17 protein-coding genes are annotated in these 23,504 nt (G+C 33.8%); 12 read left to right on the top strand and 5 right to left on the bottom strand.

Annotation, left to right across the window (positions count from 1 at the left end):
- The first annotated feature begins 1 nt into the window (after position 1).
- Both H6W52_RS02025 and H6W52_RS02020 read left to right on the top strand, forming a co-directional pair.
- Entirely contained in the window at positions 2-3,211 is a 3,210-nt protein-coding gene (locus H6W52_RS02025) for a type I restriction endonuclease subunit R (protein ID WP_185216411.1), read from the top strand.
- A gap of 82 nt (positions 3,212-3,293) precedes the next feature.
- Positions 3,294-5,255, top strand: a complete 1,962-nt coding sequence (locus tag H6W52_RS02020) for a DUF2779 domain-containing protein (protein ID WP_185216408.1) — start codon at positions 3,294-3,296, stop codon at positions 5,253-5,255.
- A gap of 17 nt (positions 5,256-5,272) precedes the next feature.
- Here the strand turns inward: H6W52_RS02020 and H6W52_RS02015 are convergent, their stop codons facing one another.
- Genes H6W52_RS02015 through H6W52_RS02005 form a run of 3 tightly spaced genes read right to left on the bottom strand, consistent with a single transcriptional unit; the run spans position 5,273 to position 6,781 of the window.
- The gene (locus H6W52_RS02015; RefSeq protein ID WP_185216406.1) at positions 5,273-6,250 is read right to left on the bottom strand and encodes a type II toxin-antitoxin system HipA family toxin; all 978 of its coding nucleotides are present in this window, start codon (positions 6,248-6,250) and stop codon (positions 5,273-5,275) included.
- Position 6,251: 1 nt separating this feature from the next.
- Positions 6,252-6,572 carry a HipA N-terminal domain-containing protein gene (locus H6W52_RS02010; RefSeq protein ID WP_185216404.1) on the bottom strand — a complete coding sequence of 107 codons (321 nt, stop codon included), beginning with the start codon at positions 6,570-6,572 and terminating at the stop codon, positions 6,252-6,254.
- Complete coding sequence (locus tag H6W52_RS02005) at positions 6,569-6,781, bottom strand: helix-turn-helix domain-containing protein (protein ID WP_185216402.1); 213 nt, start codon at positions 6,779-6,781, stop codon at positions 6,569-6,571. The genes H6W52_RS02010 and H6W52_RS02005 overlap by 4 nt, the downstream gene beginning before the upstream one ends.
- A 229-nt stretch (positions 6,782-7,010) precedes the next feature.
- Between H6W52_RS02005 and H6W52_RS02000 the strand changes: the two genes are divergently transcribed.
- The 4 genes from H6W52_RS02000 to H6W52_RS01985 all read left to right on the top strand — a co-directional run bounded on the left by H6W52_RS02000 (position 7,011) and on the right by H6W52_RS01985 (position 9,545).
- Entirely contained in the window at positions 7,011-7,292 is a 282-nt protein-coding gene (locus H6W52_RS02000) for a helix-turn-helix domain-containing protein (RefSeq protein ID WP_185216400.1), read from the top strand.
- 1 nt (position 7,293) lies between these two features.
- Positions 7,294-8,547 carry a type II toxin-antitoxin system HipA family toxin gene (locus H6W52_RS01995; RefSeq protein WP_185216398.1) on the top strand — a complete coding sequence of 418 codons (1,254 nt, stop codon included), beginning with the start codon at positions 7,294-7,296 and terminating at the stop codon, positions 8,545-8,547.
- Positions 8,548-8,665: 118 nt separating this feature from the next.
- Positions 8,666-9,124, top strand: a complete 459-nt coding sequence (locus H6W52_RS01990; protein ID WP_185216396.1) for a hypothetical protein — start codon at positions 8,666-8,668, stop codon at positions 9,122-9,124.
- Between the two features lie 79 nt (positions 9,125-9,203).
- On the top strand, positions 9,204-9,545 hold the full coding sequence (locus H6W52_RS01985) for a DUF2511 domain-containing protein (protein ID WP_002977357.1): 342 nt from the start codon (positions 9,204-9,206) through the stop codon (positions 9,543-9,545).
- A 16-nt stretch (positions 9,546-9,561) separates the two neighbouring features.
- Here the strand turns inward: H6W52_RS01985 and H6W52_RS01980 are convergent, their stop codons facing one another.
- Together H6W52_RS01980 and dinB are read right to left on the bottom strand one after the other, a co-directional pair.
- Positions 9,562-12,636 (bottom strand): DNA polymerase III subunit alpha, encoded by a 3,075-nt coding sequence (locus tag H6W52_RS01980; protein ID WP_002977358.1) that lies wholly within the window; start codon positions 12,634-12,636, stop codon positions 9,562-9,564.
- Between the two features lie 8 nt (positions 12,637-12,644).
- Positions 12,645-13,790, bottom strand: a complete 1,146-nt coding sequence (gene dinB / locus H6W52_RS01975) for a DNA polymerase IV (protein ID WP_027383735.1) — start codon at positions 13,788-13,790, stop codon at positions 12,645-12,647.
- A gap of 61 nt (positions 13,791-13,851) precedes the next feature.
- On the opposite strand from dinB, the gene H6W52_RS01970 reads away from it, so the two are divergent.
- The 6 genes from H6W52_RS01970 (at position 13,852) to H6W52_RS21420 (ending at position 23,474) form a co-directional block, all read left to right on the top strand.
- Positions 13,852-14,628, top strand: a complete 777-nt coding sequence (locus H6W52_RS01970; RefSeq protein WP_027383734.1) for an XRE family transcriptional regulator — start codon at positions 13,852-13,854, stop codon at positions 14,626-14,628.
- Positions 14,629-14,773: 145 nt separating this feature from the next.
- Positions 14,774-15,379, top strand: a complete 606-nt coding sequence (locus H6W52_RS01965) for an alpha-ketoglutarate-dependent dioxygenase AlkB family protein (protein ID WP_002977361.1) — start codon at positions 14,774-14,776, stop codon at positions 15,377-15,379.
- 72 nt (positions 15,380-15,451) lie between these two features.
- On the top strand, positions 15,452-16,525 hold the full coding sequence (locus tag H6W52_RS01960; protein WP_002977362.1) for a ComEC/Rec2 family competence protein: 1,074 nt from the start codon (positions 15,452-15,454) through the stop codon (positions 16,523-16,525).
- Positions 16,522-21,399, top strand: a complete 4,878-nt coding sequence (locus H6W52_RS01955; RefSeq protein ID WP_002977363.1) for a hypothetical protein — start codon at positions 16,522-16,524, stop codon at positions 21,397-21,399. The genes H6W52_RS01960 and H6W52_RS01955 overlap by 4 nt, the downstream gene beginning before the upstream one ends.
- Before the next feature lie 56 nt (positions 21,400-21,455).
- Positions 21,456-22,727: an ATP-binding protein gene (locus tag H6W52_RS01950; RefSeq protein WP_002977365.1), complete on the top strand. Its 1,272-nt coding sequence runs from the start codon at positions 21,456-21,458 to the stop codon at positions 22,725-22,727.
- 417 nt (positions 22,728-23,144) lie between these two features.
- On the top strand, positions 23,145-23,474 hold the full coding sequence (locus tag H6W52_RS21420) for a DUF6660 family protein (protein ID WP_050791101.1): 330 nt from the start codon (positions 23,145-23,147) through the stop codon (positions 23,472-23,474).
- Positions 23,475-23,504 lie beyond the last annotated feature (30 nt).

Here is a 23,504-nt window from a genome sequence, read left to right as displayed (position 1 = left end):
CATGACCGAAAACGAAATAGAACAACTCGCTATAGCATTATTAGAACACCAAGGATATACCTATATCAATGGGGTTCAGTTAGCTCCTGATGCAGGAGATACGGAAAGAACATCATTTGAAGAGGTTGTTTTAAAACAACGTTTAGAAAATGCGGTTCGTCGTATCAACCCAACGATTCCTCCTGATGCACAACAAGATGCAGTGAAGCAAATTTTGCGTATTGCTTCGCCTGATGTGTTATCAAACAATGAAAGCTTTCACCGGTTATTAACCGAAGGTATTCCGGTAACCAAACGTGTGAATGGACAGGAACGTGGGGATCGTGTGTTTTTAATTGATTTTGAAAATCCATTACACAACGAATTTTTAGTAGTCAATCAATTTACTATCGTAGAAAACGGAGTAAATAAAAGACCAGATATCATTCTTTTTGTCAATGGTTTACCATTAGTTGTGATTGAGTTAAAGAACGCTACGGATGATAAAACCACCATTCAATCTGCCTTCCGACAAATAGAAACCTACAAAGCAATGATTTCATCTTTGTTTACTTTCAATGCTTTCTCGGTTATTTCTGATGGATTGGAAGCGAAAGCAGGAACGATTTCGGCAGGTTTGAGTCGTTTTATGGCTTGGAAAACTACAGATGGTATCTCCGAAGCTTCTAAACAAATCAGCCAATTAGAAACATTGATTAAAGGAATGTTGCAACCAAGCGTAGTATTGGATTTGGTGAGACATTTTGTGGTTTTCGAAAAATTTAAAAAAGAAGATGCAGATGGAATTGTTACCATACAAACGGTAAAGAAATTAGCAGCTTATCATCAATATTATGCCGTAAATCGTGCGGTAGAATCTACTAAAAGAGCTTCTGGTTTTGTTTCAAAACAAACATTAGGGAATTTAGTAATGGAATCTCCTGAAAGCTACGGTTTACCAGGCGTTAAAAACCAACCTGCAGGCGACCGAAAAGGTGGTGTGGTTTGGCATACACAAGGTTCCGGTAAATCCTTATCTATGGTGTTTTATACAGGTAAAATTGTATTAGCCTTAGATAATCCAACGGTTTTAGTGATAACGGACCGTAATGATTTGGACGATCAATTATTTGACACCTTTGCGGCTTCGAAACAATTATTGCGTCAAGATCCTGTCCAGGCAACGGATCGCAAACAATTGAAAGACTTATTGAAGGTAAATTCAGGTGGTGTAATTTTCACGACGATACAAAAATTTCAACCCGAAGAAGGAAATATTTTTGAAACATTATCCGCCAGAGAAAACATCATTGTCATAGCAGACGAGGCACACCGTACACAGTATGGTTTTAGTGCTAAAACGGTTGATGATAAGGATGAAAAGGGAAATGTAATTGGTAAAAAAATCGTGTATGGATTTGCAAAATATATGCGTGATGCCTTACCTAATGCGACGTATTTAGGTTTTACAGGAACACCAATTGAAAGTACGGATGTCAATACACCAGCAGTTTTCGGTAATTATGTAGATATCTACGATATAGCTCAAGCAGTAGAAGACGGAGCAACAGTTCGTATTTTCTATGAAAGCCGATTGGCGAAGGTAAAATTAACCGAAGAAGGAAAGGAATTAGTAGATGAGCTGGATGATGAATTGGATCAGGAAGATTTAACAGCCACTCAAAAAGCCAAAAGTAAATGGACTCAGTTAGAAGCCTTGATTGGTGGGAAACAACGTGTTCAAAATATAGCTGCTGATATTGTCGGTCATTTTACTCAACGCCAGGAAGTGTTTCAAGGGAAAGGAATGATCGTGTCAATGAGTCGTCGTATTGCGGCGGATTTGTACAATGCGATTATTGCTATAAAACCTGAATGGCATTCGGACGATTTGAAAAAAGGAAAGATAAAAGTTATTATGACTTCTGCATCTTCTGATGGTCCTGAATTGGCTAAATTCCACACGACCAAAGAGCAACGTAGAATGTTAGCCGAACGTATGAAAGATCCTAATGATGAATTAGAATTGGTTATTGTTCGTGATATGTGGCTAACAGGTTTTGATGCGCCTAGTATGCATACCCTGTATATCGATAAACCTATGAAAGGGCACAATCTGATGCAGGCGATTGCTCGTGTTAACCGTGTGTATAAAGATAAGCCAGGTGGTTTAATCGTTGATTATTTAGGAATTGCTTCCGATTTGAAAAAAGCGTTAGCATTCTATTCTGATGCGGGAGGTAAAGGAGATCCTGCTGTGGCACAAGATCAGGCGGTAGCTTATATGTTAGAAAAAATTGAAGTGATTTCTGCCATGTATCATGGTTTCCCTTATGAAGATTATTTCGATGCTGATACATCAAAAAAACTGTCGATGATATTAGCTGCCGAAGATCATATCCTAGGTTTAGAAAATGGTAAGAAAAGATATATTGATGAAGTAACTGCTTTATCAAAAGCATTTGCCATTGCTATACCACACGATCAAGCTATGGATGCTAAAGATGAAATCTCATTTTTCCAAGCCGTTAAAGCAAGGTTAGCAAAGTTTGATATTACGGGTTCAGATAAAACAGATGAAGAAATTGAAACAACCATTCGTCAAGTAATTGATCAAGCTTTAGTTTCCGATCAAGTGATTGATGTTTTCGATGCAGCAGGTATTAAAAAACCTGATATTTCTATCTTATCAGATGAATTCTTGATGGAATTGAAAGATATGCAACACAAAAATGTCGCATTAGAGGTTTTAAAGAAGTTGCTAAATGATGAAATAAAATCCAGAACTAAAACCAATTTAGTGCAAAGTAAGAAGTTACTGGAAATGTTGGAGCAATCAATTAATCGCTACCATAATAAAATTTTAACAGCTGCAGAGGTGATTGATGAATTAATTCATTTAAGTAAAGATATAGTCGAGTTAGACAGCGAACCTAAAAAGTTAGGCTTAACAGAATACGAGTATGCTTTTTATACCGCAGTTTCTAATAATGATAGTGCTAAAGAATTACTTCAGCAAGAAAAGTTACGTGAACTTGCGGTTGAATTAACCAACACAATAAAACAAAACGCAAGCATTGATTGGAATATCAAAGAGAGCGTGCGGGCAAAGCTGAAAGTAGCGGTAAAGCGATTGCTACGTAAATATGGCTATCCACCAGATATGCAGTTGTTGGCAACGGAAACCATTTTGAAGCAAGCCGAAATGTTGGCGAAAGAATTGAGTAAATAAGCAAGAGATATATTAATTTTCTAAAAGTCCGATATTTCAATCATTTTGTTTGTTTTTGTGTGAAATAATAATCATTTAAAAAATGAAAAATAAGCCTCTCACTAAGTCTCGTTTCAAACTCGGATTAGAATGTCCTAACAAACTCTTTTTTACGAGTAAAAAAGAATATGCCAATACCAAAGTAGAAGATACTTTTTTAAAAGCATTAGCACAAGGCGGTTTTCAGGTAGAAGAGCTCGCTCGACTTGGTTATCCGCAGGGTGTTTTTGTTGATGTAGATCATCATCAGTATGATGAAGCATTGCAATTTACAAAAGATCATTTGACTGAATTAGATGTCATTTTATTCGAAGCAGGATTTGGCTATGAAAATCTTTTTGTAAGAACGGATATTGTCGAAAAGAAAGGTGATAATGTTCGCTTGATAGAAGTAAAAGCAAAAAGTTTTAATTCTACTGACGAGTATACATTCTTAGGAAAAAAAGGAGGGTTAGTTGCTAGCTGGAAGCCCTATTTGTATGATTTGGCTTTTCAGAAATATGTAGCTCAAAAACAATATCCTGATTATGATTTTACTGCTTTTTTGTGTTTAGCTGATAAAACAAAGATAGCCACTATTGATGGATTGAACCAAATGTTTAGAGTTCCTATTAATGGAGATCCAAGAAAAGATATTGTTAAGAAACTGTCCTCTATTGAAGAGATCGGTGGAACTGTCTTATCAGAGGTTAATGTTGATGAAATCATCAATGATATAATTGCTGATAAATTTCAATATTTGGAAAGTTTAACTTTTGAAGAGATAGTTGATTTATTTTCGAATACCTATCGAAAGAATGAATTCCTCAATTGGCCTATAAATTATTCATCTTGTAAAAATTGTGAATTCAAAGCCAATGAAGAGCAAAAAAAACGGGGACTTTTGAGTGGATTTGAAAAATGTTTTTCTCATCAACTAGGATGGAAATCTACTGATTTTGAAAAACCTAATGCTTTTGAGGTGTGGAATTTCCAAGGAAAAGGTTTGGTTGAGGAAAACAGACTTTTGATGGAACAATTAACTCAAGACGATTTTAAAATCAAACCTGAAGCTGGAAAAATTTCTACAAGTGAGCGAAGATGGATACAAGTAGAAAAAGCGATTGCCAGCGATACTTCGATTCATATAGAGACGGAAGCTCTTAAGGAAGAGATGAACACGTGGGTTTTTCCACTACATTTTATTGATTTTGAAACCAGTGCTGTCGCTCTACCTTTTACAAAAGGAATGCTTCCATATGAACAAATAGCGTTTCAGTTTTCTGAGCATCTATACTTTGAAGATGGAAGAATAGAACATCATTCGGAATACATCAATAGCACTCCTGGTAGCTTTCCTAATTTTTATTTCGTCAGAGCCTTAAAAAAAACCTTAGAAAATGATAATGGTTCTATTTTTCGATTTGCAGATCATGAAAATACTATTTTATGTGCAATAATCTCCCAGTTGGAAAAAAGTGATGAATTTGATAAAACAGAGCTAATCGACTTTTTAAAAACAATTACACATTCTACAAAAACAAATACCAATGTTTGGAAAGGAAATCGAGATATGATTGACTTACGAAAAATAATTCTAGATTATTATTATAATCCATTAATGAAAGGGTCTAACTCCATAAAATTTGTATTACCTGCAATAATAAATAGTAGTCTTTTTTTACAGAATAAGTACAGTAAGCCCATTTTTGAAATTGATGTAAGTAGTAAAAATTTTTCTTCGGATCATATTTGGCTTCAACCTGATAAATTTGGTTTTATAAATCCGTACAAATCATTACCCTCACTTTTCCAAGATTGGACAAGTGAGGAGTTGGATAAACTGATTTCCGAAATGGATTTGATTGCGGATGGAGGAGCGGCATTAACGGCTTATGCAAAATTGCAATATATAGATATGCCCGATCGTGAAAGAAAAGAACTTTTACGAGGATTATTGAAGTATTGTGAATTAGACACCTTAGCTATGGTGATGATTTATGAGCATCTAAAGAATGATTTTTGATACTAAATATATTTTTATTAGCCTTTCAACTTCTTCAACTTCCCCTGATAACCTTGCAAATAATTTCTTTTCAATTTTTCATTAAGGAAAGAGTGGTTTATGAGCTCAATTATTTTTTCTTCATGAGAAGTAAGGTTTTGGATGATTTTAGAAATGGTTTTTTCAGGGATTCCAGCTTTTTCGCCTAAAAGTAAAAATTGATTGAGGATTTTTCCTTGTGCTAGAGATTTGGGTAAAAGTCCATCTTTTAAAGCAAAATCAGAATCGTCTATATGAATTTTAGTATTCAACAAATCATAAGCTGGACTTAGTTTGAAATCGCCTTGCTGGGTTTCTATGAAAGAGAAATTTTTCAAATGTGCATCACCATTTGAAAATAAATAATTAAATAGAATCAGTGTAAATAATTTTGGAGCTTCTACTTTCCAAGCTGGGACATATTTTTTTAAAGCGTCAAAAAGCTCGAGATAATTTCCTTCATATTTGTATTGTTCACCATCTTTTGCAGGACTTTTTTGGAGTAATGATGCGAAATCTTCTACCGCTAATTTATTTCCATCAACATCATAATCAAACCGTTTAGTCAAGTAAGCAGGACTTCCATCTTCAAAAAATACCAACGCATTTTCTGCCGTTTCAATTTTGAAAACTTGTTGAGCAATTTGCATCGTTAAATGTTCATTGGCTGGTGCAAAATCCGCATTTTTCGGAAGATCAGAAATTGGTTTTAAAATGTAGTGTCCGTGTTCACCTTCATTAGTAAGACGAAGCCTGTTTCCATCAAGTAATAAAGAATATTTTTCTTGAAATCCCGAAATAGAAATATGGGTTTGATTGGCATTGAAATTTTTTTTATCTTCTGCATTGGAAGGAGAAAGATAGGGTAGAATAGGATTGACTTTTTTACCACCAAACAGTTTTTTTATAACCGTTGGACTGTAAGTAGAAAATCCTTCTTTCAAACTTCCTGGGCAATTATTTATTTCTGGTTTCATTTTAAATTCGTTGTAGAGTTACTGCTCCAATGGTGTCGTCTTTTGAAATATGAAGCAATATTCCGAAAGCATCATCTTCATCGATTTTATACGTTCTGCAAACGATTCTTTTATTGCTTCCTTCAGGTAATAAATGATAAAAAAATGGAAATAATGTTTTCGCATTAAATTCAATTTCTTTTTTCGGCAAGGTCAAACTGATAGCAGGTTTAGAATCATCAGAAAGCCAATTTTCATTGTATTTAAAATGAAAACTTCCGTCATCTTTTTGTGTGAGTATTCCAGCTAATTGACCTTTGTATAAAACATTTGCAGTTCTCATGAGTCAGTTTTTTTGATTTGCAATTGAATTTCCAAGCCCAATGCATCACACAATTTTTGTAAAGTTTCTAAAGTTGGATTTCCCTTTCCACTTTCAAATTGTTTGAGCGTACGCAATCCAACACCCGAAATTTCAGCCAATGTTTCTTGCGTTACATCTAGTACTTTCCGACGATCTTTTATTTGTTCAATTAAATTGATTAGTGTCATATACTGCACTTTTTTACAAAATTAGTATTTTTTTTAATTCAATTCTAAAATAAGTGCCTTTAAATGCACTTTTTACATAAAGTGAATCGATTTTGTTTTAACAGGATTGAAAAGTGAATTATAATGCACTTTTTAAGTAAAGAATGTCAAAAATTGATGTTTAATTATTTTAAACGTCCGTTATTTCAATCATTTTAGTTATTTTTGTATGAAATAACAATCATTTCAAATGAAGAAGCAAATAGTTTTACCCAAATACACTGCTCTTTTAGAGCAAATGGGTGAGAACATAAAATTAGCTCGAAAGCGTAGAAAACTAACGGCAATACAGGTTGCCGAACGTGCAGGCATTGCTCGTTCTACTTTATATTTAGTAGAAAAAGGAGATAGTAGTGTGGCAATGGGTGCTTATTTTAATGTATTGCGTGTATTGGGATTGCAAAACGATTTCTTGAAATTGGCAGCTGATGATGAATTCGGCAGAAAACTTCAAGATTTAGATCTCTTATAAAATGGAAACAAATAAAACCGACATCTATGTTTATGCACACTGGCTTGGATTAGCCGAACCGGTGCTGTTGGGCATTTTGTCTGCACATCAAGCCAAAGGACGAAAGGCTTTTAGTTTTGAATATGATAGGAATTGGTTAAAATCCAACACTCAAAGATTGATTGATCCGGATATTCAATTTTATTCCGGGCAACAATTTCCAAATAATAAAGAGAATTTCGGGATTTTCCTAGACAGTATGCCTGATACTTGGGGTCGAACATTAATGAAACGACGGGAAATTCAGTTAGCCAAATCGAAAGGCCAAAATCCTAAAACGCTGTATGATATTGATTATCTATTGGGCGTTTTTGACGAAACAAGAATGGGTGCTTTTCGGTTTAAATTGGATCCTAACGAAGATTTCTTAGATAATGATTCCGAAAAATCAACTCCGCCTTGGTCAACGGTTCGGGAATTGCAACAAGCCGTTGTTCACTACGAAAATGATACGGATAACGAAGCTATAAATAAATGGCTGAAAATACTTATTGCACCAGGATCTTCCTTGGGCGGTGCAAGACCCAAAGCCAATGTTTTAGATGAAAAAAATCAACTTTGGATTGCGAAATTCCCTTCCAAAAATGATACAATTGATAAAGCCGCTTGGGAATATTTAACCTACCAATTAGCGATAAAAGCAGGAATCGAAATGGCGGAATGTAAAATTGAAAAAGTAAGTGGAAAATATCACACCTTTTTTACCAAGCGTTTTGATCGAATGGGTAAGGAAAGAATTCATTTTTCATCAGCAATGACGATGACTGGAAACAATGAAGACACAATTAAAAGTCAACCAGCAAGTTATTTGGATATCGTAGAGTTTATTCAGAATTATGGTTGTAAGGTTAATGAAAATCTACACCAGTTTTGGCGAAGAATTGTTTTTAATATTGCTGTTTCCAATACGGACGACCATCTTCGCAATCATGGATTTATTTTGACTGACGAAGGTTGGGTGTTATCTCCAGCTTATGATTTAAACCCTTCAATAGATAAAGATGGTTTGGCTTTAAATATTGATATGGATAACAATGTATTGGATTTTGAATTAGCGAAAAGCGTAGGTGTTTTTTTTAGATTAAATCAATCCGAAATGGACAACATCTTGAACGAAGTTTTCAATTCAGTAAAACAATGGAAAGAAATCGCTAGCAAAATTGGAATTTCACGATCAGAACAAGAATTAATGCAGGCTGCTTTCAGATTTAGTTAGGTATATTGAACAGATTTATACTGTTTCTCAAAACTTAATCGTATGAAAAAAACAGCTTTTTCTGTATCTTATTTGTACCATAAAATCATAACTGTTTGATTTTCATATATGGTTATTTTTGAACAGAGAAGTTGAATTTGGAATTTTAGATTTATTTTTCAAGATCAATGTGAGCAGACCAGAGGTCACAAGAATAGTTGTTAAAACAAATGACGATAATGAAATTATACTTCCTGAAACACAGCAATATTTGGTTTATATTGAAAATAAAGATGGCACAAAAATAAGATTGTATGATTCTGTAATGGTTCTTAAAAAAAATCTACACACTCAAAAACCTTTTGAAATGGTTTTGAAATCTTACGATTTTACAGATCATAGACTGTTTTTTAATGGAAATTATCAAAAGATAAAAAGCATTACCTACACAGGTTTACTAACTATTATTAATAAGGACCATCAAAAAACATTTTCTCTAGTGGATAAAGTATGGATGATTATGAACCAAATCTTTGAACAAAAGACATTTCTTATAACCCAGCTTGGTATTGTTGTGAATAAAGAAGATTTGTCATAAATACTATTTATGTTCTTAGTAATACGGTTTCCCGTAATGTCAATTTAGTTTTCAAATCTATCTTTGACAAAATTAAAAAATGAAAGCTATTTACAGTTTATTACTTTTAGTATTAATATTATCGTGTTCTAACCCAGTCCAGCGAAATACAATAAAATTTTCAAAGCTGGAGTATGGAGAAAAATGGCCATTTTCAGTTGATGAAGTTGAAGTTTATTGTTCTGGATATAAAGAAATTTACTGCAAGGCCAGCAATGGAAAGACATATGCTTTAAATGGAACTGCTAAAGGTGTTTCACATAATAATGCTGCTATCAGTAAAGTTGATGAAATATGGTTGGATGATCCCAAATGGGCTGGATTAAAAATTTCATACGGAGATTTTATCACTAAAGGTCTGGAACTTTGTGAAAATAAATAACAAGAATACTAAAGAATCAGTTTATCTTTTTTCTTGGTAATCCAATTTCATGTTCCTGTGGATAGGGATTTCGGTGAGTCATACTAACGTCTTCCCGTAGACTTCTTTCCATTTCTTTAGATTTTTCATCATCCATCGAATATCGCGGATCGGCAATCAAAGGCATTTTTGCCATTTTAGTAATGGTAATAGTAGGAAAATGATAATCTACTTCAACAGTTCCTAATAAAAGGTAGACTCCTCCTTCCTTAAAGGGAAATTGTTTTAAACTGTCGGGAAAATGTGCCGTGTCAAAATACTCACCTTCAGCATCGATCCATGTTCCGAAATACATATCGTCTTTCTTTCCAGGATGATTTCTCATCTTGATAGGAACGTGTTTCCTGGAAATTAAATATGCCAGCATTTTAACCTGTTTTTTATGATACTTCAAGAGATCTTTAACCAAAACGTGACCTCTGTATTTAGTCTTGAGTAAATCAAAGATCGAATAGGAAACTGGAAATCCTAAAATTTCAATTTCATCAAAAGCGTCTTCAAAAGGGTTTCTATCTATTGTCGGTAGCTTATAATCTTTTTGAGGTTCCTCAAATAATGATATGATCTTGCTTTTATATTGATTCTTTGAAAGTAGGAATCTTGCTTCAATTAAAAGTTCGTGTTTCTGCTTTCCGGTAAATCTGAAAGCCCCGACAAAAATTAATATCTGTAAAGTTTCAATACCAATGTTGACTCTTTTTATAAAATCTTCTAATGATCCGTAATCGCCGTTTTCTTTCCTTTCTTCCGGGATATTTACTTTGATAGAAGCTTCAAGTTTTTCAATATGCATTAGACCTAAGTACACATCTGTTCCATATAATGTTGTATGAAATTCGCTTAGGTTAATGCAGGGGTTATGAATTTTAGCACCTGACATCTTCGCCTCGTGTACATAAACTTCTGTTCGGTAAAAACCACCGCCATTATTAATAGCAGATACCATAAATTCGATAGGGTAATAGGCTTTCAGAAACAGACTCTGATAGCTCTCCACGGCATAAGAAGCAGAGTGTGCTTTACAAAAGGAGTAGCCGGCAAAAGATTCAATCTGTCGATATACTTCCTGAGAAAGCTGCTCAGGATGTCCTTTCCTTTTGCAGGATTCAAAGAAATCATCTTTTAATTTTTGTAAAGCTGAAAGTGATCGTCCTTTACCACTCATAGCTCTTCGAAGAACATCTCCATTAGCTGCAGAAACTCCACCAAAGTGCATCGCAATTTTAATGACATCTTCTTGATAAACCATAATGCCATAGGTTTCGCCTAATTCTTTTTCAAATACATCGTGGAAGTATTCAAATTGACCGGGATGATTGTGTCGGAAAATGTACTCCCGCATCATTCCACTCTGTGCAACTCCTGGACGAATAATTGATGATGCAGCAACCAATACTTTGTAATTATCACATTTTAATCTTCTCAAAAGTCCACGCATAGCTGGAGATTCAATGTAGAAACAACCAATGGTCTTTCCAATGCTCAAAAATTCATTGCACTTGACTTCATCCTTAGAGATTCTGGTATCTTCAATATCTACATTGATTCCCTTTTTTTCTTTAATTAGATTAACGGTATCTTTAATCGTTCCCAATCCTCTTTGTGAAAGAATGTCAAACTTTTCCAGACCAATATCCTCAGCTGTATGCATATCAAACTGAACAATTGGAAATTCTTTTGGAGGAAATTCTAAAACTGAATAATTTGTAATAGGTTCTTCGGAAATAAGAATCCCACAAGAATGCATACTTCTTTGATTGGGAAATCCAACTAACAACTGTTCATACTTATAAATCTCTTGAACAATTGAATTTTGATCGTGTAGTTCTCTCGGTTTTTTTGAAAGCTGATCTAGTTCATCTTTCGGCAGTCCAAAGACTTTTCCCAGTTCTCTGAATCTCGATTTTCTCTTGAACTCCACATTAGTTCCACAAAAAGCAACGTGATTTTTTCCATATTTATCAAAAATGTATTCCAAAATAGTGTCACGATTCTTCCAACTCCAATCGATGTCGAAGTCGGGAGGACTTTTACGGTTTAAGTTTAGAAAACGCTCAAAGTACAAATCTAGCTCTAGAGGACATATGTCGGAAATGCCTAAACAATAAGCTATAATACTGTTAGCGCCACTTCCTCTTCCGACGTGCATAAAACCCATACGCTTACTGTATTGAATAATATCCCAAGTAATCAAGAAGTAGCCGCAAAAATTAAGTTGATGAATAACTGTTAATTCTTTTTCAGCTCTCTCAATAGCCTGTCTGTTATTATCAGGATATCTATGAGATAAACCTTCATAAGCAAGCTGGGATAACAATTTAAAGTCATTTTCCTTGCTGTCAGTATAATATTTTTTATTCTTCGGGGTTTTAAATTCAAAATCAAAACTGCATTGACTGACGATAAATTTCGTGTTTTCAACGATTTCTGGGTAATGCTTAAACTGATCGAGAAGAGTTTTCTTACTCATAAACAACTCATCTTTTCTACAATAATCTTTTTCAGCCAGTTTTGTAAAAAGAATATTACCATCTATGGCTCGTAATATTTTATGAAGTTCGTATTCGTCATCAGTCTTAAACGTTACCGGATGAAGGATAACCATTTTATGAGTGAGGGATTTGAATTCAGAATTGATTAAAAGGTTTAACTCATCTTGTCTGATTCCGATAAACTCGTGTTCCAATAATATATCAGGTTTATTTTGTAAAGTATAAATCACAAAGCAGTTTTCTAATTGAGGATTAGATTTTGGAATTTCAATATTTTCACAATTATAATCGGTCAAAAGCCTGTTGACTTCAGCTATTCCTTTCGGGTTCTTCGCTAAGCATATATAATACTGCTCATTTTCAACTCTGACATCAACGCCTACAATAGGTTTAATGCCTTTATCTTCACACAGTTTATAAAACTGATAGATTCCCGTTACGGTATTGATATCAGTTAGCGCAAGAACTTTCAGCTTATAATCCATAGCCAGATCAACTAATTCTTCAACAGAAATAGTCCCATAACGAAGGCTATGATAGGTATGACAATTGAGGAACATAATTTTATTTATTGAGTCAAAAAACCGGAAGCCCTTCCAAGGCTTTTAGCACCAAAACGGTCTTTCATTTTATCCATGGTCTGATATAATGAGATCAGCTCTTCGGTATCTTCAAAAAGATTCATCTGATGGCTTCCGTGAACCAGTCCTGTAAACTTGACACCTACAAGACGAATTCTCATTCTTCGGGTATAAACTTTCTTGAAGAGTTCCAGAATATATTTCAGCAATGTGTGGTCTGCTGAGGTATAAGCCACCTTACATTGTTTAGTCTCTGTATCAAAGTTGGCATATCTTATTCTTACTGATACCGTTGAGGTCAGCCATTTTTCCTGTCTTAACTGGTAGCATAACTGTTCAACCATTCCGGAAAGAATACTTCTGATATTCGGAATATCGATGGTGTCTTCGGAAAAAGTTGTTTCAGTTGATATGGATTTACGCTCTGAATATTGAATCACAGGATTTAAATCAATGCCATTGGCTTTTTTCCATAACTCAGTTCCATTTTTTCCAATTAATTCCTGAAGCACATCCACTGGCATTTTAGCAAGTGTTTCAATCTTTCTTACACCTAATCTTGAAAGGAGTTCAAAGGTCACATCACCAACCATAGGAATCTTTCTGACGGATAAAGGATTTAAAAAAGGCTGTATTGCGAGCGGTTTTAATTCTAATTTACCGGCTGGCTTTGCTTCACCTGTTCCAATCTTTGAAACTGTTTTATTGGTAGACAATGCAAAACTAATAGGTAGACCTGTATTTTTCTTTACCGCTTCCGCAATTTCGGTTGTCCATTGATAGCAGCCGAAGAACTTATCCATGCCCGACAGATCAAGATAGAACTCGTCTACACTTGCTTTTTCCATAACAGGAACTTTTTCCTGAATGATTTCAGTCACCAAATGTGACATTTTGGAATAATACTCCATATCACCTTTGATAACCTGCGCTTCGGGACATAAGCGTAAAGCCATTCGCAAAGGCATCGCAGAACGAACCCCAAATTTCCTGGCTTCATAGGAACAAGATGCTACTACACCACGATCTCCGCCACCTATGATCACGGGCTGATTCTCCAATACAGAGTCTCTCAGCCGTTCACAGGAAACAAAGAATGTATCCAGATCCATATGTGCAATCGCTCGTTCCATTTGACAAAATTATCACGATTTGTAGCAAAAAATTGTATATTTGTTGCTATAATTTATAGCAATGTCAATTTTATCAGAAAACATGCGGTATTTAAGAGGTAAGCTCAATCTGTCTCAACAAAAGGTTGCCGATGATCTTTTAATTACCCGAGGCCGATATAGTAAGTATGAAGATGATGCCGCAGCGCCACCCCTTGATATTTTAGTGAAAATTTCAAGATATTATAATATCAGCATCGATTTACTTTTGACCATCAACGTCAGCAAATATTCGATTGATGAGATTATGGAGCTCCCTGACAATAGGATTGTTCTGCCTATCAGGGTTGATCAGGATGGAAACGATCAGATTGAGATTATTCCACAAAAAGCCTCTATGGGTTATCTGAACGGTTATGGAGATCCGGAATACATAGAAAGTTTGGAAACGATATCCTTACCTTTTTTAAAAGGTGGGAAGTTTAGAGCGTTTCCAGCGGACGGAGATTCTATGCCGCCTTATAAGAACGGAACTTATATTGTTGGAAAATATGTAGAAAATCTTTCTGATCTGAAAACGGACCGGACTTATATTTTCATCACCACTAATGATGGAATCAGTTACAAAAGATTCCAGTTTCATGAAGCAGACAGTATATGGGTAAAAGCTGACAATCAATTTTATGAGCCATATAAAATTCCATTATCTGAAATTAAAGAGATCTGGGAATTTGCCTGTAGTATCAATACGATAGAATATGGAGCTGATGAATTTGCAGAACGTAATATTCAAAACTTTATGACAGAGATCAAGACCGATATCAAACAGATTAAAGAAAAAATAGGAGATAAGAATTGAATTCATTTGAATAAAGCTCAAAAATAAGTTTCCTAACATTACTTCATAAAAAAAAATCTCCTAAGGGAAGCAAAAACACAAATGATGAAAAAAATCCCGTATAAACGGGCCAGATCAAATATAAATATTTTAATAGAAAATTGCAATGAGTCAGCTGAGTTTATTTGATACGGAAGAGTTTTATAAATTTCCAAAAGACCTTTTGGAATACAAGGAACATTTCCTGAGCAGCAAAGAAGCCGATGAATTGAAAGATATACTGCTGAAAACGACACCTTGGGAACAGCGAACTCAGAAGATGTATGATAAAACAGTTGTAACACCCCGCCTTACTGCTTGGTATGGAGGAAATGATAGCTCTTACGATTCAGACGGAAATGTTTCAGGAACTAATCCTTGGACTCCCGAGCTTTATACTTTAAAAGAAAGGATAGAAAAAGAATTTGGGTATCAGTTCAATGGTGTTTTATTAAACCTGTATCGTGATAATAATGATTCCGTGGCATGGCACAGAGATAAAGAAAGCCGCTATGGAAAACGACCTGTGATTGCATCAATCAGTTTAGGTCAAACCAGAAACTTTGATTTCAGAAAAAAAGACCATCATCAGAGCAAATACAGTTTGCCATTGCCTCACGGTTCGTTACTCATTATGAAAGGGGATTTACAGGAAAACTGGGAACATCGAATTGCTAAATCAACAGTAAAAATGAAAGAAAGGATTAATTTGACCTTTCGTTTAATTATTTAAATAAACTCTTACTTATCCAATTAACTTTTCCTATTTTAGAAAAAATAAGAAAGTATTAATAACCATTATTTTATGACTCAAAAAACACATCGGATTAGTTTTCATTTTTTCGATATCGGCGGCGGTGATGCTATTTTTATCAGATTTTTAGGAACAGATTCCCAATGGCATAATATACTTATTGATGGAGGATATGGTAAAGAGTACAAAAATTCTTTTGCCCCATTAATAAAAGAAATTTTGTCTTCTGGCGAACAAATTGAAAATTGGATTATCAGCCATATAGATCGCGACCATATCGGTGCCGTAAAAGGTTTTGTCGTGGACAAAAAAATTGAAAATAAACAAGACGCTGTAAAGAATTTTTTATTTAATCATTCTCCTGAGATGATAAAGGAATCTAATGGGAAAATCTCAGTCGGTGACGGGATTTTACTTAGGGATTTTTTAACTGCAAATAATCTTCTTACCACAGTGCCAATAAATACTGAAACATTACCAATTGAATGTTTTGGTTTTAAAATGACCATTCTTTCACCTACACCTGAAAAGGAAGCTGCTGCAACAGAATTGTGGAAAGAAGAAGAAAGTAATGGTAAAATTGGTAGAAAAGAAAATCAATCCGACCATAAAAAAATAATTGAAGAACTTACAGGGAATGAATTTAAACCGGATACAGATCCTGTTAATGGAAGCTCTATTGCTGTTCTTGCCGAGTTTGATAAGGTAAAAGTACTCTTATTAGCCGACAGTCATCCCTCTGATATAATTGACAGTTTAGATGCATTGGGGTATAATAAAGATCGGCCACTGCCCGTGAAGTTTATGCAATTATCACATCATGGCAGTAAAGCCAATACCTGCCCTAAATTGCTGGAAATAGTTCAGACCAATTGTTATGTGATAACTGGAAACGGTATCCATAACAGACATCCGGATAAAGAGACTATAGTTAGAATCATTACGAACGAGAGAAGAAATTCTGAAATTATCAAAATTCATTTTGCTTGTGATACTCAAGAATTGAGAAATATCTTTGAGGTCGATGACGACGCTTTTGAAAGATATACATTTGAATGTGATTATTCACAAATAGGACCTGACAGCTTAGAACTTTCGTACCTGCCCTTAACTCATAAAATATGAATGAAAATATACCACAGCTTTCTACAATCAAAATCAGATGTAACCACGAAATTGCTACAGCAGTAATTTTCTACCCGAGTCCTGATGTTGATGACGTGTATGTCTTGACTGCAAAACATTGTTTAGAAGGTAAAAAGTTCGATAAAGAATATGTAAATACGGATATTAAACTTGAAGAGATTTTTAATCAGGAAACATCAGAATTTCATTCATACAATTTGACCGAAACAGATATTGTTATTGTGTCAGATGATGATGAGGATATGGCATTGTTGATTCTTTCTAAAAAGAATATTCTTCCACTTACAGGTAAACAATTTTTTTGTCAGGTAATTGATACTGATGAAATGGTGGAAGATTATCAAATTAGAGGGTATGCTAATTTTAATGATCAAGAGGCAGATCGATCTTTTCCTATGAAATTTATCGAAGATATCAAGAGCAATCGATATAAATTTACACTAAAGTCTGAAAATTCTCTCGATACATATTATCAACAGGCCTTGGAAAATGTTGAAGGATTGTCTGGAAGTGGCGCTTATTCTATCTTGTATGGAAAAACTTATTTTACAGGTATTATTCATACATACGAGGACGGTGGATTTTTTTTGGCGACCAAAGTTTTAGCATACAATAAGCTGATTCCATATCCTAAGTTCAGTCTGATCAATTCTATCAAACCGGAGACAGATAAAGATGTTCTCTTAAGTTATGAAGAAATGGAAAAAAATGAACAAACCACTAATTCTAGAACTAGAGAAAAAATCGGAGATTTTAATGTTCCTCGTGATAATATAGACCTCCTGCAATTGCTTAAAGAAAAGAATCTTGTAGTGGTTCATGGAAACCCGGGAGTTGGAAAATCGGCTTTGACAAAATCAGCTGTAAGTGATTTGAAAATGTCTGGAGATCGTAGTGTTTTAACTTTTACCGCTGAAAACCTGTATTGTGAAACAATTAGTGAAGCTTTGATAAAAGCCGGATGTAAAGTTAGTATCGAACAAATATTGGCAAGTCCTTTATCAAATAAGTATTTTTTAATTTGGATAGAAAGCTTTGAAAAACTAATAGAGTCAGGTAGCTCGGGAGCATTTAATGAACTACTTCAGATACTGGAAAAAAATAAAAATATAACTATAGTTTTAACAATAAGAGACTACTTATTACAGAAGTTTAAAATCGATTACTATTATGAGCTGCCAGAAAATATTGCTTATTTTCAAGTAGGTGAATTTAATGATGCTGAGGTTGAATTAATCGTTGAAAAAATTCCTGACTTACTGCCATTGATGGAAAATTCTAAGATTAAGCATCTTTTGAGAACTCCTTATTATCTTGATAAAGCTGTACGAATTATACCAGAACTATTAAGTGAGGAACACTTGGACGAGTTACAATTTAAAAGGTTAATGTGGAAATATATTGTTGAAGACAATCAATCACGACGAGGAACTGTTTTCTATGAGATTTGTCTTAAAAGATCTAGAGAAATGTCTCTTTTTACAACATATGAGAGCGATAACAGTGTGACTGCTGATCTTGTTAAAGATAATATTCTACAGTTGGATGATATGTCCGATACCAGTGCTTACAGTCCTTCTCACGACATATTGGAAGATTGGGCATTGATCAGATTTATAAGAAATCAAAAATCGGAGATTGCAAACTCAAAAGATTTTTTACTTTCGATAGAAAATACTCCCGCCATGAGAAGGGCATTCAGATTATGGATGGAAGAGTTTTATGAATATGAACCGGAAGCTTCCGTATATTTTATGCACGAGCTCTTAAGTGATGATACTTTGTCCCCTTCATGGAAAGATGAGCTACTGATTGTTTCACTTAGATCAAATCATTCCAAAGTACTACTGGATAGTTTAAAAGTACAGCTTCTTGAAGATGAAGCGAAATTGTTGGATCGCATAATCTATTTACTACAAACGAGTTGTAAAAAAATAGATCCTCAAAAAAGAAATTTTAATGATCTTCTGCCTATTGGCTCCGGATGGGATTATATAATTGATTTTATCAAAGCTAATATTAATGAAATTAAGCTGCAAAATTTTGAATTAAAACATTTGACTCTTATTGAATCATGGTCAAAACAGCTCCCTGAATTTAACCAAGGCATACTTCCATCTGGTGCAAAAAGCGCTGCTTTTCTGTTGGAAGATTTTATTTTTAGGTTGCAGGGTCGTTCAATTCAGAGGAGATTAGGCAGGAGATCTTCTGAATATTTAAAAAAATATATTAAAATTCTTTTTAAATTGACGGCAGCCGATCAGGAACTTATTGCTTCGATTATTCAAGCTTGCTTGATTCCTGAAACAGGTAATGAAAGATGGACTGATCCTGCTTTTCTACGAGAAATAAGAGCTTATATTACCGGAGGTGTTATTTCAGATCAAATTTGTCGCTTTTTCCCTGAAGAAGTTATTCAAATGGCTACTGAAGACTGGGCTCAAAAGGAAGAGAAATATGCACCGGGGAGTATTAATAGTATGCTTATTCGAGAGCCTAAAGTAAATGATTTTGGTTTAAATAAAGATTTAGAATATGATTATGGATTACCATCAGGTTATCAGACTTTTTTTTATTGGATGTTTTTGTATCACGGTGAAAAAGCTCTTGATTTCCTTATTCCATTTTTAAATGATGCTTTTGAAAAAAATTATGAAATTCTTCTGTCTTTAAAAAAGAGAGGGGTGGAAAGGATTGAGGTTGTTTTTGAAGATGGATCGTGTGGTGTATACTATGGGAATCCTGAGTACTGGTCTATGTACCGAGGATTTTCAATTTATGATAAGGTCTTAATATCAGTGCTGATGGCTTTGGAAAAGACTTTGTTAGAAATTGGGGATAAAAAAGATTTTTCAACAGCACGCATATTTTTAGACAGGTTGATAAGAGAGTCTAACAATATTGCCATTTTAGGAGTGGTCTGCAGCATTTTACAAGCATTTCCTAATTTAGTTGATGAAACTTCTGTCTCCTTATTAGGTGTCCCACTGTTTTTTAAGTGGGATTCTACAAGGTCTACTTCGGATATGATGAGAAGCAATGTCTATAATGACGAAGAATTCGAAAGAAAAGAACGAATTGCCGCAAATCAAAGAATTCATCGCAATAAGTATTATGTAGGTTTAGTTGGATTTGTGGCTGACTATATGTTTTATCAACGAGAGTATAATGAACTTTTATTCAAACAGGTCGACAGAATGTGGGAGAATGTCAAGGAAGATGATTGGCTTTTTAAAAAGTTTTTGTTTGATATGGATGCTAGAAAGTATGAATTTAAACATTTTAATCAAAAGGGATATGAAAATTATGTTCAGGTAGTTCCCGGATATGATGATACAATTAGAAATGTTGTAGAAAGTGGGAATGATTATACAGTTCCGACAGCTAATACGACTTGGGCAAGAAAAGTTTTCGAATACGAAGAAGTTGATGATCATAACTATGAAACTTGGAAAATAGGATATGAATTTATTTTGCAACTAGATGGTAGACGAGAAATTATGGTTTCTCCAGGTACTATGGCGTCTATTGCTCTTCGTGACTTTTCAAATCAACTTCAACCTGATGAAATTGCATGGTGTTGTGAAACTATTATCAATTTAGAAGCAAAAAAATTAGCGAAAACAGATCCATACGCTATTAATTTTGATTTATTGGATAATATACCTTCTCTTAAAGGATTATGCTATATTTTTAAAGTTGATATTGAGCAAGATTTAAAATTGAAGGTTAAAGAATTAATTTTCCGTTTACTTTTAAAGGGTCTTGACGCTAGGGAACGAATCGCTTTGCAGCACGCTATTTTACAGGAATTAGTATTATTTGAACCTGATTTTGTTTTAAACTGTTGGTATGGATTAGCAGAAGCCATCGTAATTCTAAAGGCACAAAATAAAGAAAGCGAGAGAAAGCGAATGTTATATCATCAAGGGAAATTAAGTGCTCGTGATTTTAATAAGTCGGAAGAAGACAATTGGTCGGAAGTACTAATTAATTCTGTTATCAAAGGAAGTATAAACATACCTGATGAAATTATCGTTTCATTAGACTTACATACTCAGTGGTACTTGGATGACATGCTTCGTATCATCCCATGGAATACGGCTCTTCCTGCTCACCACAAATTTATTCAGGATGTTCTGACACTACACACTGTTTTTTTAAATGATCCCAAATCAAGCATGCTGGATTTTTATGAAAGTAGACATGCATTTACTTTTTATTATCCACGATATCTGCTGAATCAGCCTACAGAATTATCATTACCTCTCTTAAAAAAAATACTTGATTCAAGTATAGAAACACCTGAAAAAAGTATCCCTGATGATTATTTAAAATTTATATATAAGTTAGTTGAAGAGTTTATTAGAGCAGCGATAGGTAGAATTCAACTCGAAAATTTCTGGATATTTTGGGAATTTTTGAAAGATTGGATGATCAATAACAGCAATGCGAGATTTCTACCAATTTTTCTTTTTGACATTGACTGGGTGGAGAGCTCTGAAAAATGGTCAGTATTGGATGGTAAAAGCTTATATTTCAAAGATTTTATAATTACTTTAGGATTTAACAGAATTAATTCATCGATAAAATTTTTAAGTGGCATTGCATTTTATAATTTTATGCCTAACTCAATATCATGGATTGTTCCCATGCTCCAAAGCCAAAATGCTGAACTGGTCGAGAACGATATTTTAGAAAAATTCGTTGAAAAAGCTTTTTATAAATATGGTGGTAAAATAAAAAGAGATAAAAATACTTTAGCTGACTTTCTATTTATTTTAGATTTTCTAGTCAAAAGAAGTTCTCCTAAAGCCTATATGTTACGAGAAGAATTACTTCAATTTAAATAATTAACATTTTGTCGTGAGATATTTTTGGGAAATATATTAATAAAATTGGAAAATAAATGAATACAGAAGATTTTATAAGATTGATTGAGGGTCAAACGGAAAGCCCTTCACTAGATTTTAAAGCAAACAGTCCTTGGGATTATAAGAAGCTAACAAAAGATATCTTGGCAATGTCAAATCTACCAGATGGAGGTCACATTGTAATTGGAATTGAGGAAAAGGATAATGAATTTATTAATGTAGGAGTTGACCAGAAAAATATTATCACTTACAAATATGATGAAATGCGAGATCAGGTTTCAAAATATGCAGAACCAATGGTAGATTTCAATGTCTATTTTCCGGAAGATAGAAACGAATTAAAATATGTGGTAATCAAGATCTTCTCTTTCAAAGAAATTCCAACTCTTTGTAAAAAAACTCTGGACGGAGAAATGAGAGCAAGTACTTTGTATTATAGAAATACAAATAAGAGACCTGAAAGCGCAGCCATATCAAATGTCAGCGATTTGCGAGATCTCATTGAGTTGGCAGCCGTTAGATTAATGCAACGCAGAAAAAGTTTTGGCTATACCATTCCCAATATTGACGCAGAAATATTTGACGCAGAAATAAAAGCTTTTCAGCAGACATCATCATATGAATTAATAAAATCGAAAGGCAATTGCGAAGTTTATATAACTCCTCTTCAAAAAGGTAATTTACATAGTCTTAAAAGATGTCTTGAAGTTGTCGAAAAAGCACAGGTAAAGGCGTCATGGTCATTGCCATTTATACCAAGAACGTTACACGAGGGTAGTTTAGTTACTGCTGAAAATTCTTACGAGGCTTTTTCCGATTTAGGAGCTCGAAAAGAACTGTGGAGAATGTATTTGTCAGAGAGTTTTTGCATGATTAACAGCTTTGTAGAAGACTGGCTAGAAGGTGATCATTTGAGAGGGGCTTGGGCATCAAAATTTCCTTCTGGTCAATACTTGTTTTATTATACAAGTATTATACATTATCTTACTCAACTATATGTTTTTATTGAACACTTAACAATAGAAGGATTATATAAAGAAGGTTTGAGTATTTCTATTATATTTAATGAGTTAAAAGATAGAAGATTACATTTGGACAGCGAGAATCACATGCCGCTTATGAAGATAAGAACGACAAAAACAGATAAAATCACTATTAATGAGGAATATTCACGATTAGAAATTCTGGAGGGAGGTATAAATATTTCAAGTTCTATAATTTTAAAAGTTTTAGATTACTTTAGTTTTTACCCTTCAAAAGAGTCAGTTTTACAGATTCAGAAACAGTTCTTAGAAAAAGGTTACTAAAGAAAATTACGTAAATTCAGTTCAATTTTAGAACCTATTTTAAGATGATTTTTTGAATATTTAATATGTACATCTATATTAAAGAAGTATTATAATTTGGAAAGACCAATATTGATATAAGAATTTAATATATTATTCATCTAAAAATCAAGTGTAAATTAATATATAATTTTGTTTTGAAAAAAATGAAAATTAGTTTACTGAAAAATTGAGTTAAAATTAAATTATGGTGGCAATATTATTTAAATGTACATATCTAATTTTATCTAAAAGCATCAGTTTTTTTCTATAATTATAAATGACTTAGATGTATTGTAGGTATTTTATTTTTTTGATTCGGCATAATCAAATGTATAATTTCCTTAAAATTTTAGGATAAAATATTTTTTTGGTAATTATATTTTATACATTTGCATTATGAAATTTGTAAGACTACTTTTCATCATCTATTTTGTGGCGTTATCCATAATGCCATGTCTAGATAGTGCAAATGCTCAGTCTTTTAAGCAAGATTTCAATTATTCTTTAAGTTCAAAGACACAAGAAGATTCACATTCGAAGGCAGATTCTTGTTCTCCATTTTGTTCTTGCAACTGTTGCAGAACCACGGTGGCATCTTATAAAATCGAACCAATTCTAGTTTTTTCAAGAATCGCTACTGCGTTTTTTTCTAAGAAAATCCATTTTCAGAAAAACGACTTCGCTTATTTGGTGTACGACCAAATCTGGCAACCGCCTAAAATATAATTTTTATTGATATGATGGAAGGATTCCCTT

This window comes from Chryseobacterium sp. C2(2020), assembly GCF_014218915.1.
Taxonomy (GTDB): domain Bacteria; phylum Bacteroidota; class Bacteroidia; order Flavobacteriales; family Weeksellaceae; genus Chryseobacterium; species Chryseobacterium mucoviscidosis.
This window is presented reverse-complemented; position numbering and strand designations above follow the sequence as displayed.

Coding starts and splice junctions, on each gene's coding strand:
- H6W52_RS02025 (WP_185216411.1), top strand. CDS start 2: ATGACCGAAAACGAAATAGAACAACTCGCTATAGCATTATTAGAACAC.
- H6W52_RS02020 (WP_185216408.1), top strand. CDS start 3,294: ATGAAAAATAAGCCTCTCACTAAGTCTCGTTTCAAACTCGGATTAGAA.
- H6W52_RS02015 (WP_185216406.1), bottom strand. CDS start 6,250: ATGAAACCAGAAATAAATAATTGCCCAGGAAGTTTGAAAGAAGGATTT.
- H6W52_RS02010 (WP_185216404.1), bottom strand. CDS start 6,572: ATGAGAACTGCAAATGTTTTATACAAAGGTCAATTAGCTGGAATACTC.
- H6W52_RS02005 (WP_185216402.1), bottom strand. CDS start 6,781: ATGACACTAATCAATTTAATTGAACAAATAAAAGATCGTCGGAAAGTA.
- H6W52_RS02000 (WP_185216400.1), top strand. CDS start 7,011: ATGAAGAAGCAAATAGTTTTACCCAAATACACTGCTCTTTTAGAGCAA.
- H6W52_RS01995 (WP_185216398.1), top strand. CDS start 7,294: ATGGAAACAAATAAAACCGACATCTATGTTTATGCACACTGGCTTGGA.
- H6W52_RS01985 (WP_002977357.1), top strand. CDS start 9,204: ATGAAAGCTATTTACAGTTTATTACTTTTAGTATTAATATTATCGTGT.
- H6W52_RS01980 (WP_002977358.1), bottom strand. CDS start 12,636: ATGTTCCTCAATTGTCATACCTATCATAGCCTTCGTTATGGGACTATT.
- dinB (WP_027383735.1), bottom strand. CDS start 13,790: ATGGAACGAGCGATTGCACATATGGATCTGGATACATTCTTTGTTTCC.
- H6W52_RS01970 (WP_027383734.1), top strand. CDS start 13,852: ATGTCAATTTTATCAGAAAACATGCGGTATTTAAGAGGTAAGCTCAAT.
- H6W52_RS01965 (WP_002977361.1), top strand. CDS start 14,774: ATGAGTCAGCTGAGTTTATTTGATACGGAAGAGTTTTATAAATTTCCA.
- H6W52_RS01960 (WP_002977362.1), top strand. CDS start 15,452: ATGACTCAAAAAACACATCGGATTAGTTTTCATTTTTTCGATATCGGC.
- H6W52_RS01955 (WP_002977363.1), top strand. CDS start 16,522: ATGAATGAAAATATACCACAGCTTTCTACAATCAAAATCAGATGTAAC.
- H6W52_RS01950 (WP_002977365.1), top strand. CDS start 21,456: ATGAATACAGAAGATTTTATAAGATTGATTGAGGGTCAAACGGAAAGC.
- H6W52_RS21420 (WP_050791101.1), top strand. CDS start 23,145: ATGAAATTTGTAAGACTACTTTTCATCATCTATTTTGTGGCGTTATCC.